General features: G+C 68.4%; 20 protein-coding genes. 8 read left to right on the plus strand and 12 right to left on the minus strand.

Annotated elements, in window-relative coordinates; all coding sequences use genetic code 11:
* Nucleotides 1–399: 399 nt before the first annotated feature.
* The 3 genes from OG965_RS03865 to OG965_RS03875 all read right to left on the minus strand — a co-directional run bounded on the left by OG965_RS03865 (nucleotide 400) and on the right by OG965_RS03875 (nucleotide 2643).
* Nucleotides 400–843, minus strand: a complete 444-nt coding sequence (locus tag OG965_RS03865; protein ID WP_371649089.1) for a hypothetical protein — start codon at nucleotides 841–843, stop codon at nucleotides 400–402.
* 120 nt (nucleotides 844–963) lie between these two features.
* The gene (locus OG965_RS03870) at nucleotides 964–1485 is read right to left on the minus strand and encodes an RNA polymerase sigma factor (RefSeq protein WP_371649090.1); all 522 of its coding nucleotides are present in this window, start codon (nucleotides 1483–1485) and stop codon (nucleotides 964–966) included.
* A gap of 489 nt (nucleotides 1486–1974) precedes the next feature.
* On the minus strand, nucleotides 1975–2643 hold the full coding sequence (locus tag OG965_RS03875; RefSeq protein WP_371649091.1) for a TetR/AcrR family transcriptional regulator: 669 nt from the start codon (nucleotides 2641–2643) through the stop codon (nucleotides 1975–1977).
* Between the two features lie 195 nt (nucleotides 2644–2838).
* Between OG965_RS03875 and OG965_RS03880 the strand changes: the two genes are divergently transcribed.
* A complete protein-coding gene (locus OG965_RS03880) occupies nucleotides 2839–3438 on the plus strand; it encodes a DUF4389 domain-containing protein (protein WP_371649092.1) in 600 nt (199 codons plus the stop codon).
* A gap of 681 nt (nucleotides 3439–4119) precedes the next feature.
* Here OG965_RS03880 and OG965_RS03885 read toward each other — a convergent pair.
* Both OG965_RS03885 and OG965_RS03890 read right to left on the minus strand, forming a co-directional pair.
* A complete protein-coding gene (locus tag OG965_RS03885; protein WP_371649093.1) occupies nucleotides 4120–4545 on the minus strand; it encodes a DUF3592 domain-containing protein in 426 nt (141 codons plus the stop codon).
* Between the two features lie 148 nt (nucleotides 4546–4693).
* Nucleotides 4694–5272 (minus strand): HXXEE domain-containing protein, encoded by a 579-nt coding sequence (locus tag OG965_RS03890; protein WP_371649094.1) that lies wholly within the window; start codon nucleotides 5270–5272, stop codon nucleotides 4694–4696.
* Nucleotides 5273–5335: 63 nt separating this feature from the next.
* Between OG965_RS03890 and OG965_RS03895 the strand changes: the two genes are divergently transcribed.
* The 4 genes from OG965_RS03895 (at nucleotide 5336) to OG965_RS03910 (ending at nucleotide 9074) form a co-directional block, all read left to right on the plus strand.
* Nucleotides 5336–5956 carry a TetR/AcrR family transcriptional regulator gene (locus OG965_RS03895; protein WP_371649095.1) on the plus strand — a complete coding sequence of 207 codons (621 nt, stop codon included), beginning with the start codon at nucleotides 5336–5338 and terminating at the stop codon, nucleotides 5954–5956.
* Nucleotides 5957–6438: 482 nt separating this feature from the next.
* Nucleotides 6439–7428 (plus strand): phospholipase, encoded by a 990-nt coding sequence (locus tag OG965_RS03900; RefSeq protein ID WP_371649097.1) that lies wholly within the window; start codon nucleotides 6439–6441, stop codon nucleotides 7426–7428.
* A gap of 186 nt (nucleotides 7429–7614) precedes the next feature.
* Nucleotides 7615–7989: a PadR family transcriptional regulator gene (locus OG965_RS03905; protein WP_371649098.1), complete on the plus strand. Its 375-nt coding sequence runs from the start codon at nucleotides 7615–7617 to the stop codon at nucleotides 7987–7989.
* Nucleotides 7986–9074 (plus strand): hypothetical protein, encoded by a 1089-nt coding sequence (locus tag OG965_RS03910; protein WP_371649099.1) that lies wholly within the window; start codon nucleotides 7986–7988, stop codon nucleotides 9072–9074. The genes OG965_RS03905 and OG965_RS03910 overlap by 4 nt, the downstream gene beginning before the upstream one ends.
* A gap of 147 nt (nucleotides 9075–9221) precedes the next feature.
* Here OG965_RS03910 and OG965_RS03915 read toward each other — a convergent pair whose 3' ends face one another.
* Complete coding sequence (locus tag OG965_RS03915; RefSeq protein WP_371649101.1) at nucleotides 9222–9959, minus strand: PASTA domain-containing protein; 738 nt, start codon at nucleotides 9957–9959, stop codon at nucleotides 9222–9224.
* 101 nt (nucleotides 9960–10060) lie between these two features.
* On the opposite strand from OG965_RS03915, the gene OG965_RS03920 reads away from it, so the two are divergent.
* Complete coding sequence (locus OG965_RS03920; protein ID WP_371649103.1) at nucleotides 10061–10870, plus strand: LuxR C-terminal-related transcriptional regulator; 810 nt, start codon at nucleotides 10061–10063, stop codon at nucleotides 10868–10870.
* A gap of 88 nt (nucleotides 10871–10958) precedes the next feature.
* A complete protein-coding gene (locus tag OG965_RS03925) occupies nucleotides 10959–11699 on the plus strand; it encodes a class I SAM-dependent methyltransferase (RefSeq protein WP_371649105.1) in 741 nt (246 codons plus the stop codon).
* 122 nt (nucleotides 11700–11821) lie between these two features.
* Here the strand turns inward: OG965_RS03925 and OG965_RS03930 are convergent, their stop codons facing one another.
* Both OG965_RS03930 and OG965_RS03935 read right to left on the minus strand, forming a co-directional pair.
* Nucleotides 11822–12205 (minus strand): YkvA family protein, encoded by a 384-nt coding sequence (locus tag OG965_RS03930; RefSeq protein WP_371649107.1) that lies wholly within the window; start codon nucleotides 12203–12205, stop codon nucleotides 11822–11824.
* A 169-nt stretch (nucleotides 12206–12374) separates the two neighbouring features.
* Nucleotides 12375–13652, minus strand: coding sequence for a phosphatase PAP2 family protein (locus OG965_RS03935; protein WP_371649108.1), 1278 nt, complete (start codon nucleotides 13650–13652; stop codon nucleotides 12375–12377).
* Between the two features lie 389 nt (nucleotides 13653–14041).
* Between OG965_RS03935 and OG965_RS03940 the strand changes: the two genes are divergently transcribed.
* Nucleotides 14042–14701 (plus strand): hypothetical protein, encoded by a 660-nt coding sequence (locus OG965_RS03940; RefSeq protein ID WP_371649110.1) that lies wholly within the window; start codon nucleotides 14042–14044, stop codon nucleotides 14699–14701.
* Nucleotides 14702–14881: 180 nt separating this feature from the next.
* Here OG965_RS03940 and OG965_RS03945 read toward each other — a convergent pair whose 3' ends face one another.
* The 4 genes from OG965_RS03945 to OG965_RS03960 all read right to left on the minus strand — a co-directional run bounded on the left by OG965_RS03945 (nucleotide 14882) and on the right by OG965_RS03960 (nucleotide 18704).
* A complete protein-coding gene (locus OG965_RS03945) occupies nucleotides 14882–15787 on the minus strand; it encodes a TauD/TfdA dioxygenase family protein (RefSeq protein WP_371656837.1) in 906 nt (301 codons plus the stop codon).
* Nucleotides 15788–16012: 225 nt separating this feature from the next.
* Nucleotides 16013–16798: an ABC transporter ATP-binding protein gene (locus tag OG965_RS03950; protein WP_371649112.1), complete on the minus strand. Its 786-nt coding sequence runs from the start codon at nucleotides 16796–16798 to the stop codon at nucleotides 16013–16015.
* Nucleotides 16774–17622 carry an ABC transporter permease gene (locus OG965_RS03955; RefSeq protein ID WP_371649114.1) on the minus strand — a complete coding sequence of 283 codons (849 nt, stop codon included), beginning with the start codon at nucleotides 17620–17622 and terminating at the stop codon, nucleotides 16774–16776. Before OG965_RS03955 ends, OG965_RS03950 begins: the two co-directional genes overlap by 25 nt.
* 5 nt (nucleotides 17623–17627) lie before the next feature.
* Entirely contained in the window at nucleotides 17628–18704 is a 1077-nt protein-coding gene (locus OG965_RS03960) for an ABC transporter substrate-binding protein (RefSeq protein ID WP_371649116.1), read from the minus strand.
* Nucleotides 18705–18956: the final 252 nt, after the last annotated feature.

Here is an 18956-nt window from a genome sequence, read left to right on the forward strand (position 1 = left end):
CGGACCGACCCGGGCTGCGGGCGCGATCCGCTTCCTGCCGTGCTGGTGGGTGACAACTCCCCCGAGCTCGTCACCCACCAGCACACTTCCCCCAAGGTCACGACATGCAAGACGTGTCCTTCGTGACGGACCGCGGCATCGTCAGCCTGGTGTCATCCCCGGATGTTGCGTCGATGCCCACTGGTCCTTGCTGTCCGCCTGCTCTCAGTCAGGCAATACACGACGGCCCCTCTCCGAGCGATCGTGTTCGAGCCCCCGGCAAGCGTGGTGTGAGTCGGTCACAGCCACAGTGCTGCGGCTGAGCTGTAGTCAGATCACTGAAACCTCCTCATGGCCGTCCTTCGAGGTGTCCCTCAGACCCGCTGCCTGGGTACGGATGTGGCGCGCAGCGGGCCAGCGTCAGGCGTTCACTTGGCGGGGCAACCAGCCCCAGACGTTTCCCTGAGGAGCTCGGTCACCGCCCTGGCAGCAGACAAGTACAGCTACCGTCGCAGCCCACAGGAGCACCATGAGTGTTGCCACCTGGAGCACGATGCTGACGGGTGCCGTCGCCATGGCGGCTCCCATGCCCATTCCGGCGAGCGTCACCACCGCGACAAGCTCGCGGCGCATGGCAGAACCACTGCGTGCACGCGGCACCGGTGCGGTGCCTGACCAGCCACTGACCGATTCAGTCTCTTCATCCTGCCCGCTCACGTTGTCGGGGTCCCCCAGGTTCTCGACAGAGTCGTCTTCAGGAGGGGGTGGCCCTGAAGAATCAGTTCGCGAGGCTGCAAGCGCATCACGGACGCGTGCGTCCCGCTCCCGGATCTGCTCCAGGAGCAGTGTGTGCAGATCTGACACGGATTCTCTCCCTGATCTTCGGTGTTGAGGCCGCTAGGCCCCGCAAAGGGATCACGATCCGCGGCGCGCAGCGGCTCTCACACACCGCGGGCCGTAATCCCCAAGCGGGAACCAGGGCGCTCACACCTGAGGGTCGAGCAGTGCCTTCACCGCCGGCCGACTCAGGGCCTCGCGGGCGCGGTGGAGGTAGCCATGGACCTTCTCGACGGGAAGGCTGAGCACTTCGGCGATGTCCGGCGCGGCAAGGTCGTCGATGTAACGGAGCACGTAACAGGCGTACTGATTGGGCGTCAGTGCCTCCCGTACGAGAGCGAGGGTCTCCTCGAACTCGACGGACGCTCCGAGATCGACGAACACGACCCGCTCCGGGGGCTCCTCGTCGCTGAGGTGGTACTGATCCCGCAGGTGGGCGTTGATCAGGTGGTACAGGATCCCGACCGCGTACGCCCGCTCGTTCGTCGTGATGGTGACGCCCCGCTCGACGGCCTCACCGAGCAGCTTGTAGGCCTCCTGCCCCAGGTCACGGCACTTGTCGAGGTCCTCCAGCCGTCGTGCCGCAACAACGGTCAGGTGCTCGACGAAGGCGCCCGCGATCTCCTCCTCTCCCCACTTGTAAGGCGCTGGGCCGCTCTTTGTCGGCACCCTCACACGTGAACCAGGCATATCGCCCGGTTCGGTGCGTTGCGCTGCCATGGGCGGTTCCTTTCAAACGTCTGCGAGGTGTAACCCGCGCTAGTAGCGACAGCGCCAAGGACCGGGACACCCGGGTGAAGCACGAACCCCTTCCAGCGACGCCGCCGCTGCCCTGGCAGCTAGGTAGTGCGCACCGGCTCAGGTTTCATGGCCGCCTGGACCAAGATTCTTTGAGGAAACACGTCACCGCAGGTCACCGACCAAGCCTCAAAGAAGCCGATGCGCGATCAGGTGACCGGTCAGAGTTGCTGCTGGTCGATCACACCACCTCCCCGGCGAGCTCCGGGACCCGGCGGCGCGCGCAGACTCTGCGGAACTCCCCCTACCTGCCCGTGAGTTGACTATGCGTCACACCCACCGCCCTACCAGCTTCCGTTCCCGCATGAGAACGGAACCCTCAAGTTGATCACAACCTCACACAGTCCCCAGGTCGTGTCGTCAGAGTCCCGTCCGCCGGGCCCGCTCAAGGCCGTCGAGGATCAGGTCGAGTCCGAACACGAACTCGTTTCCGTGGTCGTAGCCGGGCCGCAGGATGTGCTCGACGGTCATCTCGGTGAGGTGGGGGTACTGACCGGCGCCGAATTGTGCCTGGATCGTCTGCGCGGCCTTCGCCGTCTCCTCCGCGGTGCCGAAGGGCGGGCCGGCCTCCTGCAGCGAGAACCCGTAGATATAGCTGTCCAGAACGGACAACGCGTGGGCGGTCAGTTCGATCGAGAAGCCCGCTTCCCTGAGCGTTCCGATCACGGCGTCGTGGTGGTGCAGCGTCGCGGGGCCCGGAGTGGTCCGCGACTCCATCAGCCCCGTCGCCCAGGGGTGGCGCGACATGACGGCGCGGGCCGAGATGGCCCGTCGGCGCATGGCCGTCCGCCAGCCGGCCTTGCCGCAGGGAAGGTCGATCTCCGCGAAGACGCTGTCGATCATGCCGTCGAGCAGGTCGACCTTGTTCGCCACGTGGCGGTACAACGACATCGCCTCGACCCCGAGTTCCACGCCGAGCTTGCGCATGGTCAGCGACTCGATCCCGCCCGTGTCGGCGAGAGCGACGGCGGTCCGCAGCACGCGGTCCCTGGTCAACGGGGGGCGGGGGGCGGGTTCCGGGTGGCTCATGCGCGTCCTCCGGTCCTGGGCCTTGACAGGCTTATGACGTAAGCGTACGACTTACAAAGTAAGCTTACGTTGTAAGCCACCGATCATGGGGCCCCTCGTCGATGCGAAGAAGTGCGCACTCAGGGCCCGCCTTGGGGCCAGGTCCAAGCCCAACGGCCCGTCACCATCCGTGAACGGCTGCCCGAGGAGGGCACCATGTCACTGGCCACCCCCTACCCCGCTCAACTCGACCTTCAGGGCACACGTGAGATCGCCCGCTGGCGACCGCTCGTGCAATGGCTCCTCGCCGTCCCGCAACTGCTGATCGCCTACGCGCTGAGCCTGTTGCGTGGGGTGCTGACGTTCATCGCCTTCTTCACCGTGCTGTTCACCCGGCGCATCCCCCGTCCGCTCTTCGACGCGATCGCCATGACCTTCCGCTACGAGTGGCGCGTCGTCAGCTACGTGCTGTTTCTGCGCGAGGATTACCCGCCGTTCGACTTCCAGGCCACCGCGGACGACGACGGCGTCGATTCGCACACCCTCGTGACGTTCGCCTACCCCGAGCGGATGTCACGGTGGCAGCCACTGGTCAAATGGCTCCTCGCCGTCCCGCACTACCTGGTGCTGTTCGCGCTGAGCCTCGCGGCGATGGCCGTCGTGCTCGTGGGATTCTTCGCCGTGCTGATCACCGGTGAATATCCGCAGGGGCTCCGCAACTTCCTCGTCGGCGTCTACCGCTACAACCTGCGGGTGCAGGCCTACGTCGGCCTGCTCACCGACACGTATCCGCCCTTCAGCCTCCAAGCCGGCTGACCAGGCCACCCTGTTCCGGCCCGGCACGCGCGGAAGGCCCCGCTTCTCTCTCAATTCCCCAGGGTGGGAGGTATGGCCAGCGACCCAATAGCGGCGTACCGTCCCTGGCAGGTCCCAGACCCCGGCCGTTCGATGGACGCGTGGAACCGCGAAGAGGCTGAACCAGCCCCGAACCACCGCGACTCACCGCTTCCGCTCTCGCTCAGGCACGGGAGGCGTTGATGGCCGCACCTTCTTGGAGTGGCTGCCTGGCTGACGCAGCGCATGAGGACGGCGGCCCGCACCGCGGCACAGTATGTGCCCGGCCGAGGCGACGCACCGTACTACCACCCCCTGATCAGCACGGACGCGACTGGACGCTGATCCGAAGCCACCCCCGGCCGCGCCGCGTTCCCACGCGAGCGGGGGGCTCCAGGTGCTCGGCCGATGGCGGGGTGGGGGCATCGGCCGAGCACCGAAACCGCACGATGGCACTCCACGAATCAACTCGCCCGGCAACCACGGCACCAGCACGGCCCGGCGATCGGCTCCTGCACCGCATCCTGACCGACCGTTACATGTCCGGTGCGGCGTCCACACCGCCCGCGCCGGACACACTGCGTTTGCGTCGCCTCAGAGGCGCCCCCCAACAAGCTCGCAGCGACGCATCACGACGGTGGGCAGGCTGAGAGCCGGCCACACTCAGAGAGTGAGGAGCCGCACGGCCAGGACGGTCACCGTCCCCACGGTGAACACCGCCCCCAGCGCGGTGAACAGCAGGTCGACACTTCTCGTGTCCCAGCCCACGATGGCGAACCGGTCGGGGGCTTGCGGATCGTATCGGACCATGACGTGCGCCCCCACGCCGAAGCCGTTTCCCACGCCTGCGCGGCCGAACCTGGATGCGTACTCGCAGGTGCGCCCGTCCCGGGCCGTCCAGGCCGCGACCGGGTAGTGGAACCTGGCGCCGTCGTCATTGCGCACCACGTCGTGGCGGACGATCCGCGCCCTGGCGCTGACACCACTGCGGCGCAGCGCCTTGGCACGGCGGAGCCCGTACACACCGAAGCTGAGGAAAACCACGCCGATCGTCAGCGGGATGAGACAGAAGAGCCATTCACGTTCCATGTGTTGCCCGACGCCTGAGCTGGGACATCGGTTGCAGACGGAGCGCAGTGACAATCCTCGGGCGGGGCTTCTCTTGACGACCACGCACGATGAGCCCGCTTGTCGTGTGAGCCAAGAGGTCATCTCGAACGGCGCGGGACCCGGGTGTTCACGCCTCCGTTGCCTGCTGCGTCGTCCGAGTCAGGCGCCGCGCCAGCGTGTGCACCGTGCCCGCCGCGACGGGGAACAGAGCGAGACCGAGGGCCGGGGAGGCGGGTGGGAGGCCCGCGCGGCGCAGGTGGGACAGTGCCCACACGCTGTAGGGGATGACCACGGTTGGGGAGGTCGCGACGCCCGGGGTCAGGCCGCGATAGGCGGCCGACTGGGCGAGGTGCACCACACCGTGGAGGCCGAAGCCGGTCAGAACGGTGCGGAAGAAGGCGCTGTGCCCCCGGGTGCGGGCACCGTCCGCCGCGGCGGCTGCCATCACCAAGGCCATCAAGCCGATCGCGGTGTTCACCTGCGGCTGGGTGACTTCCACTCGTTTCCACACCGCGTCCGGGACCCGGGGGAAGCGGGCTTTGAGGCGCGGTCCGGCGGAGCGGGACCAGGGGGCCATGGTGAGCAGTTCCTCCACATCGTTGACCGCCCAGGCGGCGAACAACCCCCAGTAGACACCGGTGGGTACGACGTGCGTCTGCGCGGACGCCGCCAGATCCGCGGTTGTCCTGCGCCTCACACGAGCCATGCTTCCTCCCCGGAATCACCCCGAAACACAACGCAACGTTGCGTTGTGTTTTACACTAGCGCCATGGGCGAATCCAGCACGAGCAGTCCCCGGCGACGCACGGCAGGCACCGGTCCGCGCGCCGCCGAACGCATCCACGAGGCCACGTTGGAACTACTCATCGAGCGCGGCTACCAGCGGCTGACCGTGGAGGCTGTCGCACAGAAGGCGGGGGTGAACAAGACCACGATCTACCGGTGGTGGCCGTCCAAGGGGCCACTGCTGCGGGCCGCACTGCTCCGCTCCCAGCTGCTCGACATCGACATCCCCGACACCGGAAACCTCCGGGGTGATCTGATCGCACTCGCTGGACAGATGGCCCGCCTGGTGAACGGAGAGCGCACCGGCCCCGTCGCCCGTGCCATGCTCAGCGGCGGCGGCCAGGACGAACTCGCCTTTCTCACCCGGGACTTCTTCGCCGACCGCCTCGAACGGGAACGGCCGCTGTTCGCCCGTGCCGTCGCCCGCGGCGAACTGTCCGCGGACACGGACCCCGCCCTTCTCGTAGACCTCATCGCGGGCGCCGTGTGGATGCGGATCCTGCTACGGCAACTCCCGGCCGGAGAAGAGTTCGTGGAGGCCGTGGTCGACGCGGTACTGCAGCCCATCGGCGCCCAGCTCGCCTCCGTCGAGGACCTGCGCTGACAACGAAGCCAGTCCTCGCAGGTCGGTGCCTTCCGTCGGACCGACTCCGCTGCCGAAGGACAGCCAGGCCGCTGCTCTGCCACGCCCGACCTTGAGCAGATCTCGCCGAAGGCCGACGGATCACCGTTCGTCTCGTCGAGGGTTGGGCGCGCAGGTCAGGGCCATCAGGGCACAACCAGCTGCCCGAACACGCCATCTTCCGCGTTCCAACGTCTCCAGGTGTCAGGTTTCCCTGACGGCCGGGCAGAGCACCCCGCAGGCTCGGAGAGTCCAGGCACCGCACCCACCGGCATCGACCAAGTCGGCGGGTGGGCCGAAGTCTGTGGTGAGCCTGCCGGCGGCACACCGGGATCGGGGGGGGGACATGTGCCGTCGGCCGACGCTTCATGACAAGGAACGGCTCACGGCGCCTTCCGTCCCGCCATGGACAAGCGGCTCGAACTGCCGCTCTTCGCTTCACGACACATGAGGGGGAACCTTTCTTGACCACTCACCTTCGACATGGCACCGGCCCGCGGATGGTACTGGCGCTGGTGATGGCGCTGTGCGGGATCCTCGGTGCCACCGCGCTCAGCACGACCCCGGCCGCGGCCGGCGATCAGCGTCACGCCATCTACGCCATCGCGCACCGGGTCGACACCCTGGACGGCGTGGATGCCGCGCTCAAGCACGGCGCCAACGGCATCGAGATCGACGTCTGCGCCTGGTACAACCCCAACGAATGGCGCGCCTATCATGACTGTTCCTCGGCCGGTGAGAACCGACGGGGCCCCAGCTTCGACAGCATGATCGACCGCATCGTCTCCCACGCCAACGCCGGGCGCCGGCTGGCGCTGGTGTGGCTGGACATCAAGGACCCGAACTACTGCGGAGAGCAGCCGAACCGTGGGTGCAGCGTCGCCGGACTGCGCGACAAGGCGCAGCGGCTGACGGCTGCCGGGATCCAGGTGCTCTACGGTTTCTACGAGTACCACGGCGGCAGCACGCCGGACGTCGGCGGCAGAGGCTGGAAGAGTCTGGAAGGCAGGCTCGGCAGCCTGGAGGGCATCACGACGACCGGGACCCGCGACCAGGCCCAGAGCGCCTTCAACCGGTCCGGTTCCGGGTTCCCGACCGGTCACCGGGCGATGGACTACGGAGACAGCGACATCACCAAGGGTTTCGGCAACTGCACCGAAGCCACCTACAACACGTGCGCGGAGCTCAAGAAGGGCGCCCAGGACCGTGCCGCTGGACGGCTCGCGGCCACACTGTCCTGGACGACCACCTACAACGACCCGTGGTACGTCGACAAACTGCTCGGCGACGCACAGGTGGACGGCATCATCGCGGGCTACGGCGCCTTCACCGGAGTACGCGAGTACGACGACAACTGGCAGTGCGCCAACGCCGTCAACCTCGTCCGTGACTGGGTGAACCGCCACAGCTCGACCCACCGCATGGCCACCAGCGGCGACCGCCTCTTCAGGTAACACAAACCCCGGGCCGGGTCCGTCGGGGCCCGGCCCACGGGAGTCCCACTCCCAGGGACGGTCGGACATGGGAGAGGTCCCCTCTGCCCCCTCCCCAGCCCCTCTGCCCCCCTCCCCCCCTGGACAACTCTTCCGATCCATCGACTATTCTAATAATCGAACTAGTCGGGTTGCTCGGGAGGGGTCATGCCGGACATCCAAGCCGCGTGGCTGCGCGCGTCATTGCCGTTGTGCCTGCTCGGCGTGCTGGCCACCGAGGGCGAGAGCTACGGCTACGCACTGATCCAGCGGCTCGGCGAGGCCGGGCTCGGGGGCCTCAAGGCAGCCACCCTCTACCCGGCCCTCGGCAAACTGGAGGAAGAGGGCGCCGTCGAGGTGCGGTGGAGCGCGGGAGACGGCGGGCCGGGGCGGAAGTACTACCACCTCACCCCCACCGGACACACCCGCCTCGCACAGGAGTACCGGTCCTGGCGGGCCCTGGACGACGTGGTGAGCGCGCTGGCCGGGGACCGCTCTCCCGCACGGACGACACCCGGGGACCACGGGGGCGAGGATCAATGACGCGCGGCACCGAGCAGCGGCCGGTCTGGACGTGCAAGGACGACGAGCGGTGGGCGGCACAGTTCGAACTCGCGCTGGCCTACCACCACAACCCGCCGGACGGGCTCGCCGACGCGGCACTCACCGAGGTCCACGAGATCGCGGCGGAGGCCGGGCAGCCCATACGCAAGGTAGTGGGCGAACCGAACGCCTACGCCGATACGGTCGCGGCCGAGCGCATCAGCGAGACGCGGCGCAGCACCGAAGGCCTGGACGGACTCGTGGCGGGCGGCCGGTTTACCGCGGGACTGGTGCTGGCGGGCGTTCAGGCAGTGCTGTTCGGCATCGTGCTCTGGGTGAGCGACGGGTTCTGGCTGACGGCCGGATGGACCGAGCTGACGGGCGGGGCGCTGCTGACCGTGCTTTCCGTGACGGTGTCCGGGGTGCTGCCCGAACTCCGGGCGGCCGCGCGGCTGCGGGCCTGGCGCATCGCGCTGGCGGCGGTCTGCGCCCTCGCGGTGACAGCCGCTGTCCTGTTCACCGCGGTTCCCTCCGGATCGCTGGTCGAGGTCCCGGCGCCCGCACTGTTCGGTGTCGGGGCGCTGCTGGCCGTCGCGGGGTTCCGGCTGCCCGACGAGCGGGCCGCGCGCTGCTTCCTCGGGCGGCGTGCCGCGGCGGAGCCGGTCGGTGACGACGCCTGGCTGGCGCGCCTGGAAACGCTGCTCAGAGGGCGGCACGGATACTCACCCAAGGCGGCGGCCCGCTGCCGGGAGGAGGCTCGGGACCATCTGCGGGCGTCCGGCGGCGGCGCGGCCGAGGAGTTCGGGCCTGTCGAGGTGTATGCGATGCGGTTGGCCGACAACCCGGGACGCACGAGCCGTTCAGCGCGCGCCCGGCTGATCCCGGCCGCGGCCATGTGCGCGCTCAGCGTCCGGTACGGGTACGACCTGCTCGCCGACCCCGAGCCCCGATCGGTGTGGTTCTGGATCAAGGTCGGGGCGCTGCCACTGGCCATCTGGGCGTGGGGCACGGCGCTCCTCGAAATCCGCTCGGCGCTGCGCCGCGACACCCGCAAGGGCACAGCTCAGCGCCACCGCTCCAAGTAGGGTCGGGGACTGCCGCGGTGGCTTCCGCGCCGTCTCCAGCCCCCGTCGCGTCTGCCGCTCTCGTCGTTCATCCAGTGCGGCGGGGCTTCGTTCCCTGCTTGGGCGGAACCGGCTGTCCGTGCGGACAGCCGGTTCCTGACTGGCAACTCACGGACACTGCCCTCCCGTTGGCAGCACTCCGATCGTGAGGTTCACCGCGGTTCCCGGGACGGCCAATGTGCCGGCGCCCGGAGTCTGACCGGAGACGGTGTGGTCGTGATTGCACCTCCAGTCGACGACTGTGGTCACCCTGCCGACGGCGAAGCCCGCGGAGTTCAGGATCGACGTGGCCACGAGCCGGGTCTCCTCGCCCACGTCCGGCACCCGCACCAGGTTGAGCTTCTGCCAGGTCGAACCGTTGGACCACCTGATGGTGTTCGGCGCCTGCAGCTTCGCGCTGTAGGTGGCGTCATCAGGGAAAGTGACCAGGATGGTGTCGCTGTTGATCACGACACCGGTGGCGGTCGGACGATGCTGGGAGGACATGTCCACCGTCAGGATGTCGTTGACGTCCGAAATCACCGGCCTCGCTGACCCCCCGTCGGTAAACGTGCCGTTCACGTCGAACACCAGCGGTGTCGCTGCCGCGGTGGCGGTGCGCGCCGACACGGACGCCGTGTGGGCGCTCGCTTCGACGGGTGTGACGAGCGCAGACGTGAGCGGGGCAGAGCTGGCGGCTCCTGCCCCTGCTCCTGCCACGTTCAGGACGGTGGCCAAGGACGCCACCAGCACCCCTCCGAAGATCTTGTCGCGGACTCGCATGGTTGTCTCCCCCTTCGGGCCCGAGCCAAATGTGAGCGGATGCAGGCCCTGATTCACCGCGTCACGGTCGGTCGCGTTCAGCATCGGCTGGTCCGTGGCCCGGCTGCTATACGAGGTTCTGCGTATGCCCGGGGACCACGGCCGCTGAGTAATCTGAGACCGGTCTGCGGATGAAAGGGGACCCGATGGGGAACTCGTTGTCGGTCAGCGACCTGGATCTGCGCACCTTGGCGGGGATGGTCACCGAGACCCGCACCGACGTGCCGGCGCAGGGGCTGCCGCCGTCCCTGCTCAGTGACCTGATGGGCCAGATCCGCTGTGACGAACTGACCGTCGCGGGGTTCGACAGTCACCGGCGGGCGTGGTGGCTGACACAGGTCGGCCCTGGTGGCGACGAGACACCTGATGAAGCCGCCGACCTGACGCACTGGGAGCACTACTGGGACTGCGAGCCCTGCAGTTACCCCGACCGTAGCGCCGACCTGCGCAGTGTCCTGACGATCGCGGACTTCTACTCAGCCAGGCAATGGCACAGCACCGGCATGTACACCGACTACTATCGGCCACTGGGGATCGAGCACGAGCTCACGCTCTGCATGCCCGCCGGAACGCCGGGGACCAGCCCCCTCGGCCGGACTCTGCGGATATTCCTGTTCCGCGGGCCCGGCCGGGACTTCTCCGAGCGCGACCGCGCGCTGCTCACGTTGTTGCGGCCTCACCTGTACGAGGCATATCTGGAAGCCGAACGGCGTCGGCACCCCACTCCCCAGCTCACGCCCCGGCAATGGCAGTTGCTGCACCTGCTCGCCGCCGGACACACCAACGTCCAGATCGCCCGCCGACTGGGAGTGTCCGAAGGGACCGTGCGCAAGCACTTGGAGAACGCCTACCGACGACTGCAGGTCTCCAACCGCATGGCGGCGGTCACCCGCGCGTTCCCGGAGGGCGTATCGGTTCCGTCCCCTCACTCCGAGGCACCGTACCGGGGGTGTTGACCGAAAACCAGGTCGCTGGCGCGTCCCGGCAGCAACCAAGGGTAAATGCGTCGACAGCGCCCCTCGGCACCCGGCAAAGTGGCCGCCCGTGACGAGCAGTGAGCTATGGACCCGTGCGACCGCCGACCGCTACGACGCCGAAGAGACCGGGATGGCCTCGGCCGCCGTCCTCGGACCGGCTCTCGCTTTCCTCGCCGAGCTCGCCGGAGACGGCCGGGCTCTGGAGTTCGCCATCGGAACCGGTCGGGTGGGCGTCCCGCTCCGGGCACGCGGCGTGCAGGTGGTGGGCATAGAACTGTCCGAGCACATGGCAGCGGTCCTGCGGCGCAAGGCCGACGAGGTCACGCTCCCGGTGGTCATCGGGGACATGGCCACCACCGTCGTCCCTGGCGAGTTCACCCTGGTCTATCTCGTCTACAACACCATCACGAATCTGCTCACGCAGGACGAGCAGGTCGAATGCTTCCGCAACGCCGCACGTCATCTGGCGCCCGGCGGCCGATTCGTCATCGAACTGGGCGTGCCGCCACTGCGGTTCCTGCCTCCCGGCCAGGTCGCGGTGCCGTTCGACGTCTCTGAACAGCATCTCGGCTTCGACACCTTCGACCTGGTCGAGCAGATTCTCGTCTCGCACCACTTCACCCGCGAGGGCGACGACGGCCGCTACCGCCGCGGCAACTCCCGGCATCGGTACGCCTGGCCGGCAGAGCTCGACCTGATGGCACGGATCGCCGGCCTCGAACTGGAACGTCGCGTCGCGGACTGGGACGGGGCGCCGTTCACCCAGGACTCCGCGAAGCACATCTCCGTATGGCGCAAGCCAGCCTGAGGCCGACTGCCTCGTTCCCCCCGCACCGGCGGTATCGCCTGAAGCAGTGGGATCACCTGGGTGAGATCGCTGCGGTTGTGCCCGGGCCCGGGCCCGTCGCGGAATCCGGACAGGCCGGACGGCTAGTCCGGTTCACCCCTCCCCCGCGAGGCCGCCGCCTGCACGGTGCGCAGGGCCAGAAGCAGGACTCCTATGTCGTCCAGGTAGACGGGGTCGGGGAGCAGGTCGACCGGGCTGATCACGTACAGCAGCGCGCCCCAGTAGGCGGCCTTGTGGGTCAGGGGGATGCCGGCGTCCCGCAGGATCTTGCGGGCCCGGACCAGCCGGACGGTCAGGACGACCGCCACCAGCGCGGCCGCGAGAAGCACGAGTGCGGCAAGGACCAGGCCGACCGTCAGCCCCGTACTCATCGAACCGGCGAGAACGCCTTGCGGGAGGTCCATCTCGATCTCCAGGTCCATGGCCGTGTGCCCCTCACCGTCCACCCCGCGCACGCCCCGGGTCACGGTCGAGCGCCCCGCCCGTGCCGGGCACCTCGCGCTGAGCGTACGGGCGGGGGCCGCCACTCAGGGAGTGGACGCCGGGGGTTCCGCGGGGGGCTCCGATCTTTCCCGGCACGCCTGCCGAACGCTGGCCTCGGCCGCAGTCACCGGGGTCCGGTGATGCACCACGAAATCAAACCAGTTCGGGTTGCGGCTGCGGTTCCGGCTGCCGCACTGGTGCGGCCTTCGCGTCCCACAGCTTGGTGGTCCGTACGCAGCCGTAGACCACTGAGGTCATCGCCAGAATGAGAAGCGGTCCGAACACCCACGGATGTTCGGCCATCTCCACGGACAGATAGCGATACGCCAGCAAGAGTGCGGTAAAGACCACCGCTCCATAAGCGACCAGCCGGATTCCCGAGCGATCCCAGCCACGGTCGAGCGAGCGCAGCGCTGCCTCGATCGTGAATGCGAACACCACGCCCGCAATGATATCCGCGCCGTAGTGGTAGCCGAATCCCAGCGTCGCGCCGAGCGTCGCGATCAGCCAGAACGCGCCGCCGAATTGCAGGATCCTCGGGCCCTTGCGGGAATGAATGAAGATCGCGGTGGCCCATGCCGTGTGCAGGCTGGGCATGCAGTTGCGCGGCGTGATCCCGTCGAACGGCATCGGGTGCGGGGCGTTGACCGGCGACGGCGTGTCCGGCCACAGGTTGGCCACCGCCCAGTGACCGCCGTCGGCGCCGTAGGCGAAGATCGGTCCGACCACCGGGTAGATCATGTAGATGGCCGGCCCGAGCAAGCCGATCACCAGAAAGGTGCGCACCAGGTGGTGGCCCGGGAAGCGGCGCTCCACCGCCACGTTACGCAGCTGGTACAGCGCGACGGCGACCGCGCCCACCGCGAGCTGGATGTAGACCCAGTCGAGAACGTGGGCGCCGATCGGGCCGGTGGCCTCGACGATCCGGCCTGCGACCCACGACGGGTTGCCCAGCGCGTGATCGGCGGTTGCCACGTACTGGTCGAGCACCGTCGGGCGGGTCTTCCATGTGATGAGCAGCCAGGCATCGCCGGTCTTGCGGCCGGCGACCAGCACCAGGCCCAGCCCGACGCCCTTGAGCAGCAGGACACGTTCCCGGCCGGTGCGGCGCGTGACCGCGATGGCCGCACATCCCAGGATCACCCAGAGCGCGCCGTTGCCGAACATCATCTTGGCGTCCACGGCCCACCGCACGAGAAAGAAGATGATGTCGATTCCGATGGCGGCACCCACCGCGATAAATCGTTGCCGCCAGGTGAGCACCACCATCATCAAAGCCATGCTGGCGTAAAGAAGCGGCCCCGATTTGGGTGCGAATATCACCTCGCGCGCCTGATTGGTGAGCGGCCCCGGCACGCCGTAGCTACGCGTGGCGATCTCCAACGCGACGAGGAAACCGAGAGCGACCACACCCACCGCAGCCCACAGCATCACCCGTGGTTGACGCCACGCGGCGGACTCCGATCGGCCGTCTATTCGTGAAAGCACCCGCACTTTTATCGGTCTCACTCGCTTAGTCGATTTTCCGGATTTCATCACTCTTCGCGCCGGAAGCATGGTTTCCGGTGAAGGACACGATGAGGGCGATCACCGCGAGGTCGAACATGCTAGCGGAGTGGTACGGGTGGGATCACTGAGCCGACCGGTGCCGGGGTTGGTGCCGATGATGGCCTGGTGGCCTCCCGTGCAGGCGGATGGACGGGCGTCGCGAGGAGGCACTTAGCATGTACACGACGCGCGCGAGCGCGGCCAGGGGGAGTTCGGCATGCTCAGGCTCCCGTTCCTCCCCCGTCCGGGATCTGTAGCAGAAGGAAGAATGCATGCACCGCCGCTCCAAGGCCCTGTACGGGGTTTGCGCCCTCGGACTCACGCTCACCGCCTGCGGCGGTGACGGAGGGGGCGGGAAGCCTGGCGTTTCCGAGGGCCGGGCGGCGAAGGGCGAGACCGGCCAGGAGAGCCCGGCCGCGAGTCCGTCCGCGAAGTGGGCGTGGGGCCCCGCGCTGGCGATGGGCCAGCCGGCCCCGAAGCTGTACGAACCCGCGAACACCGAAGGCGGGAAGTTCGAGGTGACGGCCAAGAAGATCGTCAAGGGAACCCCTGAGCAGGCGAAATACCTAAGCTGGGACACGGTCGGTCCGGGCGAACTCAAGGGTGATACGCCGTACTTCGTGTACATCACCTACACGCTGAAGGAGGGTAAGCCGCAAGTCGCCAACCCCGACCTCGGAGCTCATGCCGTGGCCCTCGACAAAAACGGTGTGAAAGTCGCGGAGCGGCCGACCGTCCACACGGGATATGTCGACGGTGGTTGCGAGGTCCCACCCGTATACATGGGTTGGGACATGGGCGAGACCCGCACCCTCTGCACGGTCTTCGCCGGGGACGAGTCGAACCCCCCTGCCCGACTCGCCTGGGCTACGGACGTGACAGACGACAAGGACTACATGAAGGCCGCATCCTGGGAGTGGACCGTCCAGTGACCACAGGAGTGGCGGACTCGGCGCGGGCCTGGTGGCCCAGCTCGTCCGGCTCCACCCCGATCAGCAGCCTGTCCTGCACCCACAGCCGTCCTACTCACCAGCTGGCACTCATGGCCCCACCTGCACCATGAGGGGGCCTCTCCCCGAGTGGAGACAGGCCCCCCATGTGTCATGCCTGCGTCATGCGGTCGGCGGTGTGTAGACGGACGTGTAGTGCGAAGCGTCGCCCGCGATCGAGTAGCTCTCCTTGCCCTCGATGCCGACCGGCACGTCACCGGCGACGGTCACGCGGTGCAGGCGGCGCGGCAGGCCGTCGTAGTTGTCGATGGCGTAGTGCTGGGTGATCCGGTTGTCGAACAGGACGAGCTGGTTCGGGGACCAGCGCCAGCGCAGGATGTTCTCCGGCCGGGTGACGTAGGCCTGGAGCAGTTCGAGGATCTTGCGGGACTCCGCCACTGACAGGCCGACGATCCGCTGGGCGAATCCGCCGATGAACAGCCCGCGTTCGCCGGTCAGCGGGTGGACCCGTACGACCGGATGGGCGGTTCGGTAGGTGACGGACGTGAACTGGGCGCGCTGCTCGGCCTTCTCCTCGTCGACCTCCTCGTCCGGCACCGCGTAGTCGTAGTCGTTGGTGTGCTCGGCCCACAGGGTGTCGGCGAGCGCCCGCAGCGGTTCGGGCAGGCTGCGGTACGCGGCCGCCGCGTTGGCGATCAGTGTCTCGCCTCCGTAGGGCGGGACGGTGATGCTGCGCAGGGTGCTGGCCCGCGGCGGGTTGAGGACGAAGGTGACGTCGGTGTGCCAGTGGTTGGCGCGGCCGCGCTCGCTGTCGACGGGGAGCACGTTGGGGGCGTCGGCCACGGCGGGCACGGTGGGGTGTGCGGTGGTCAGCTCCCCGAAGTGGCGGGCGAAGGCCTGCTGGCCCTCGTCGTTGAGGTCGACGTCGTCGAAGACCAGGGCCTTGTGCTCGCTGAGGGCCGTACGCAGGGCGGTGACGGTCTCGGCGTCCAGAGGCCTGGCGATGTCGACGCCGGACACCTGGGCGCCGATGTGCGCGGTGACCTTGCGGAACTCGATGTCGGACATGTGTGGGGTTCTGCCTTTCCAGACGTGGGTCGGGGTCGGGGAGGTGTGCTGGTTGGCGGGGCGCGGCAGGCCGTAGCGCTCGCGCAGGGTCTGCCGGGGGCCGTACTCCCTGCGGAACAGGCCGCGCCGGCGCAGGATGGGCACCACGTGGTCGACGAACCGGTCGAGGCCGGACGGCAGGACCGCGGGCATGATGTTGAAAGCGTCGGCGGCGCCGAGGCGGAATCAGTCCTCCTGGTCGTTCTCGTGTTCCTGGTGGTCCTGGTGGTCCTGGTGTTCCGTCACGCCGAGGGCGGCGAGGAGCCGCTCGCGGTAGCCGCCGAGCAGAGGGTCGCGGTACCGGCGCGGGTGTGGGCGCTCGATGGTGAGGTCGAGGCCGATGCGGCCCCGGTCGAGCACGAGCACCCGGTCGGCCAGCACGATCGCCTCGTCCACGTCGTGCGTGACGAGGAGGACGGAGGGCCGGTGGCGCTCCCACAACTCGCGCAGGAGTGTGTGCATACGGATGCGGGTCAGCGCGTCCAGGGCGCCGAACGGCTCGTCGGCGAGGAGCAGTTCGGGTTCTCTGACGAGGGAGCGGGCCAGCGCGGCACGCTGGGCCTCGCCGCCCGACAGCTCGTTGGGCCAGGCCCTCTCGCGCCCCGCGAGACCCACCTCGGCGAGGGCCGCGCGACCGCGCCCCACGGCTTCCTTGCCGTCGGTGCCCAGCAGGACGTTGTCCAGCACCCGGCACCAGGGCAGCAGCCGGGAGTCCTGGAAGACCACCGACACCCTGGCCGGGGCGGTCAGGTCGCCGCTGCCCGCGACCCGGTGGTCCAGCCCGGCGATGGCCCGCAGCAGCGTGCTCTTGCCGGAGCCGCTGTGGCCGAGCAGGGCCGTGAACTGCCCGGCCGGGATGGCGAGGTCGATGCCGTCGAGGACCGTTCGGCCCTCGAAGGAGCGGGTGAGCCCGGTGAGGCGGACTGCCGGGGTCGTGACGTCGGTGGTCAGTTGCTCAGCGTGCGTCGCCACGACAGCACCCTTCGTTCGACGAGGCGGACCGCGCTGTCGGAGAGCAGGCCGAGGACTCCGTAGATCAGCAGGCCGACGAGGATGATGTCCGTGCGGCCGTAGTTCTGGGCCTGGAACATCATGTAGCCGAGGCCGCTGGTGGCGTTGATCTGCTCCAGGACGACCAGCGAGAGCCAGGAACCGGTCACCCCGAGCCGTAGCCCGACGAAGAAGCCGGGCAGGGCGCCGGGGATGACGATCTGCCGGATGAAACGGATCCTGGACAGGCCCTGCGCCTCGGCGAGTTCGACATAGCGGTGGTCGATGCCCGACAGCGCGGCATGCAGGTTCAGGTAGATCGGGACGTAGACGACGATCGCGATGATCGCGATCTTGAAGGTCTCACCGATGCCGAGCCAGAGTATGAACAGCGGAATCAGGCCCAGGGTCGGAATCGCACGGTTGAGCTGGACGGTTCCGTCGATCAGCGCCTCGCCGATCCGGCTGAGTCCGGCGGCGAGTGCGAGTACGACACCGGCCGACAGCCCGAGCGCGAACCCGTATCCGGCGCGTTCCAGTGAGGTGAGCACATCGGTGGGCAGGGTGCCACCGCTCCACAGGTCGCCCGTGGTGCGCAGGACCGTCCAGGGCGACGGGATCGCCGCGGGGTCCAGCTGTCCGGCCGCGGACGCCGCGGCCCACAGGGCGAGGACCAGGGACGGACCCATGAGGCGGGAGGCGGGCAGCCGTTTGCCCGGGGCGAGGCTGCGCCGCCTGGTCGGGCGTACCGCCGGGGGTGTTTCGGTGGGCGCGGACACAAGGAGGGGCGTCGCGGTGGTGGTCATGGCCGTCACCTCTGGTATTCGGCGGGGACGGCCTTGGCCGCGATGCCCTCGAAGCGCCGGTCGAAGAGCGAGTCGACCGTGAACCTCTTCACGAAGCCGCCCTCCGCCAGCAGGTCGGCGGTCTCCTGCTCCCACTTCACTGCCTCGTCCCAACTCGGAGGAAAGAGCGGTTTGTTGGCGAGCGCGGTGATCGACTGGGCCTGTGCGGTGGTGAGGTTCTGGGTCCTGACGTAGAACTCTTCGTTCCAGGCGTCCGGGTGCTCGTACGCCCACACCTGTCCCTTGGCCCAGCGAGGGATGTACGCGGCGATCGCGGCGGCTTTCGCGGGGTCGGCGAGGACGGTGGCGGGCGCCCACAGGAGGTTGAGCAGGTCCACGACATCGGTCGTGATGGTGTGCGCGCCCTTGGGGCCGTACTGCTTGAGGTAGGCCGGGGCCTGCTGGTTGGCGAGCGGGGCGATGTCGACCTGTCCCGCCTGGAGCGCGGTGAGGAACTGATTGCTGGTCAGCGGCACCAGCTTCACGTCGTCGTGGGTCAGCCCGGCCTTCTTCAGGGCGCGCAGCAGGACCACTCCCTGTGCCTGCCCCTGCGAGAAGGCCAGCTTCTTCCCCTTGAAGCCTTGGACGTCCTCGATATCGCTGCCGGGTTTGGTGGCGAAGAGGTAGTTGGGCTTGCGGGTGATGTCGATCGCCACGATCTTCGCCGCGTAGCCCTGGTAGTGCGCCTGGATGGGCGGGATGCCCGCGTTGTTCGCCAGGTCCAGGGACTTGGCACGGAAGGCGTTGATGACGTCGGGGCCGGCGCCGATGTTCAGCCAGTCGGACACGGTGAAGGGCAGGTCGGTCAGGCCCGCCAACTTGAACTGGAGCTGCTGCACGCCCTGGTACGAGGCGACCTTGAGGCTCGTACCGGCGGGCACCTCGGCCGCCGGCGGGGCGAGCACGGCCCCCGCGGCCTCGGCCTCGTTGCCGGCGGCAGTGGCCCCCGCGCAGCCGCTCAGCCCGACGGCAGCGATTCCGAGCAGGGAGGACAGGAACAGTCGCCGGTCGACACCGGCCGCGAGCGGGGACACTGGTGGCATGGGAGGACTCCATGAGCCGAGAGGGAGGAATACCGCGTGAATTCCGGCCAGGGCAAAGCCCGGAAGGAGAAATACGTGGGAGAAAGGACGCACGCCAAAGGAGCTAGGGAGAAAGGGAGTGCGGGACGCCGGTGCGTCACCACGTCAGCGCATGGCAACGCACGCAACAAGGCGTCAATTCAACCGCGTGTCAGCGTGTGGACGCGTGGGGAAACGGACACGCGGGCACTTGGGCGTGACGCTTCAGCAACA

The sequence above is a fragment of the Streptomyces sp. NBC_00224 genome (assembly GCF_041435195.1).
Taxonomy (GTDB): domain Bacteria; phylum Actinomycetota; class Actinomycetes; order Streptomycetales; family Streptomycetaceae; genus Streptomyces.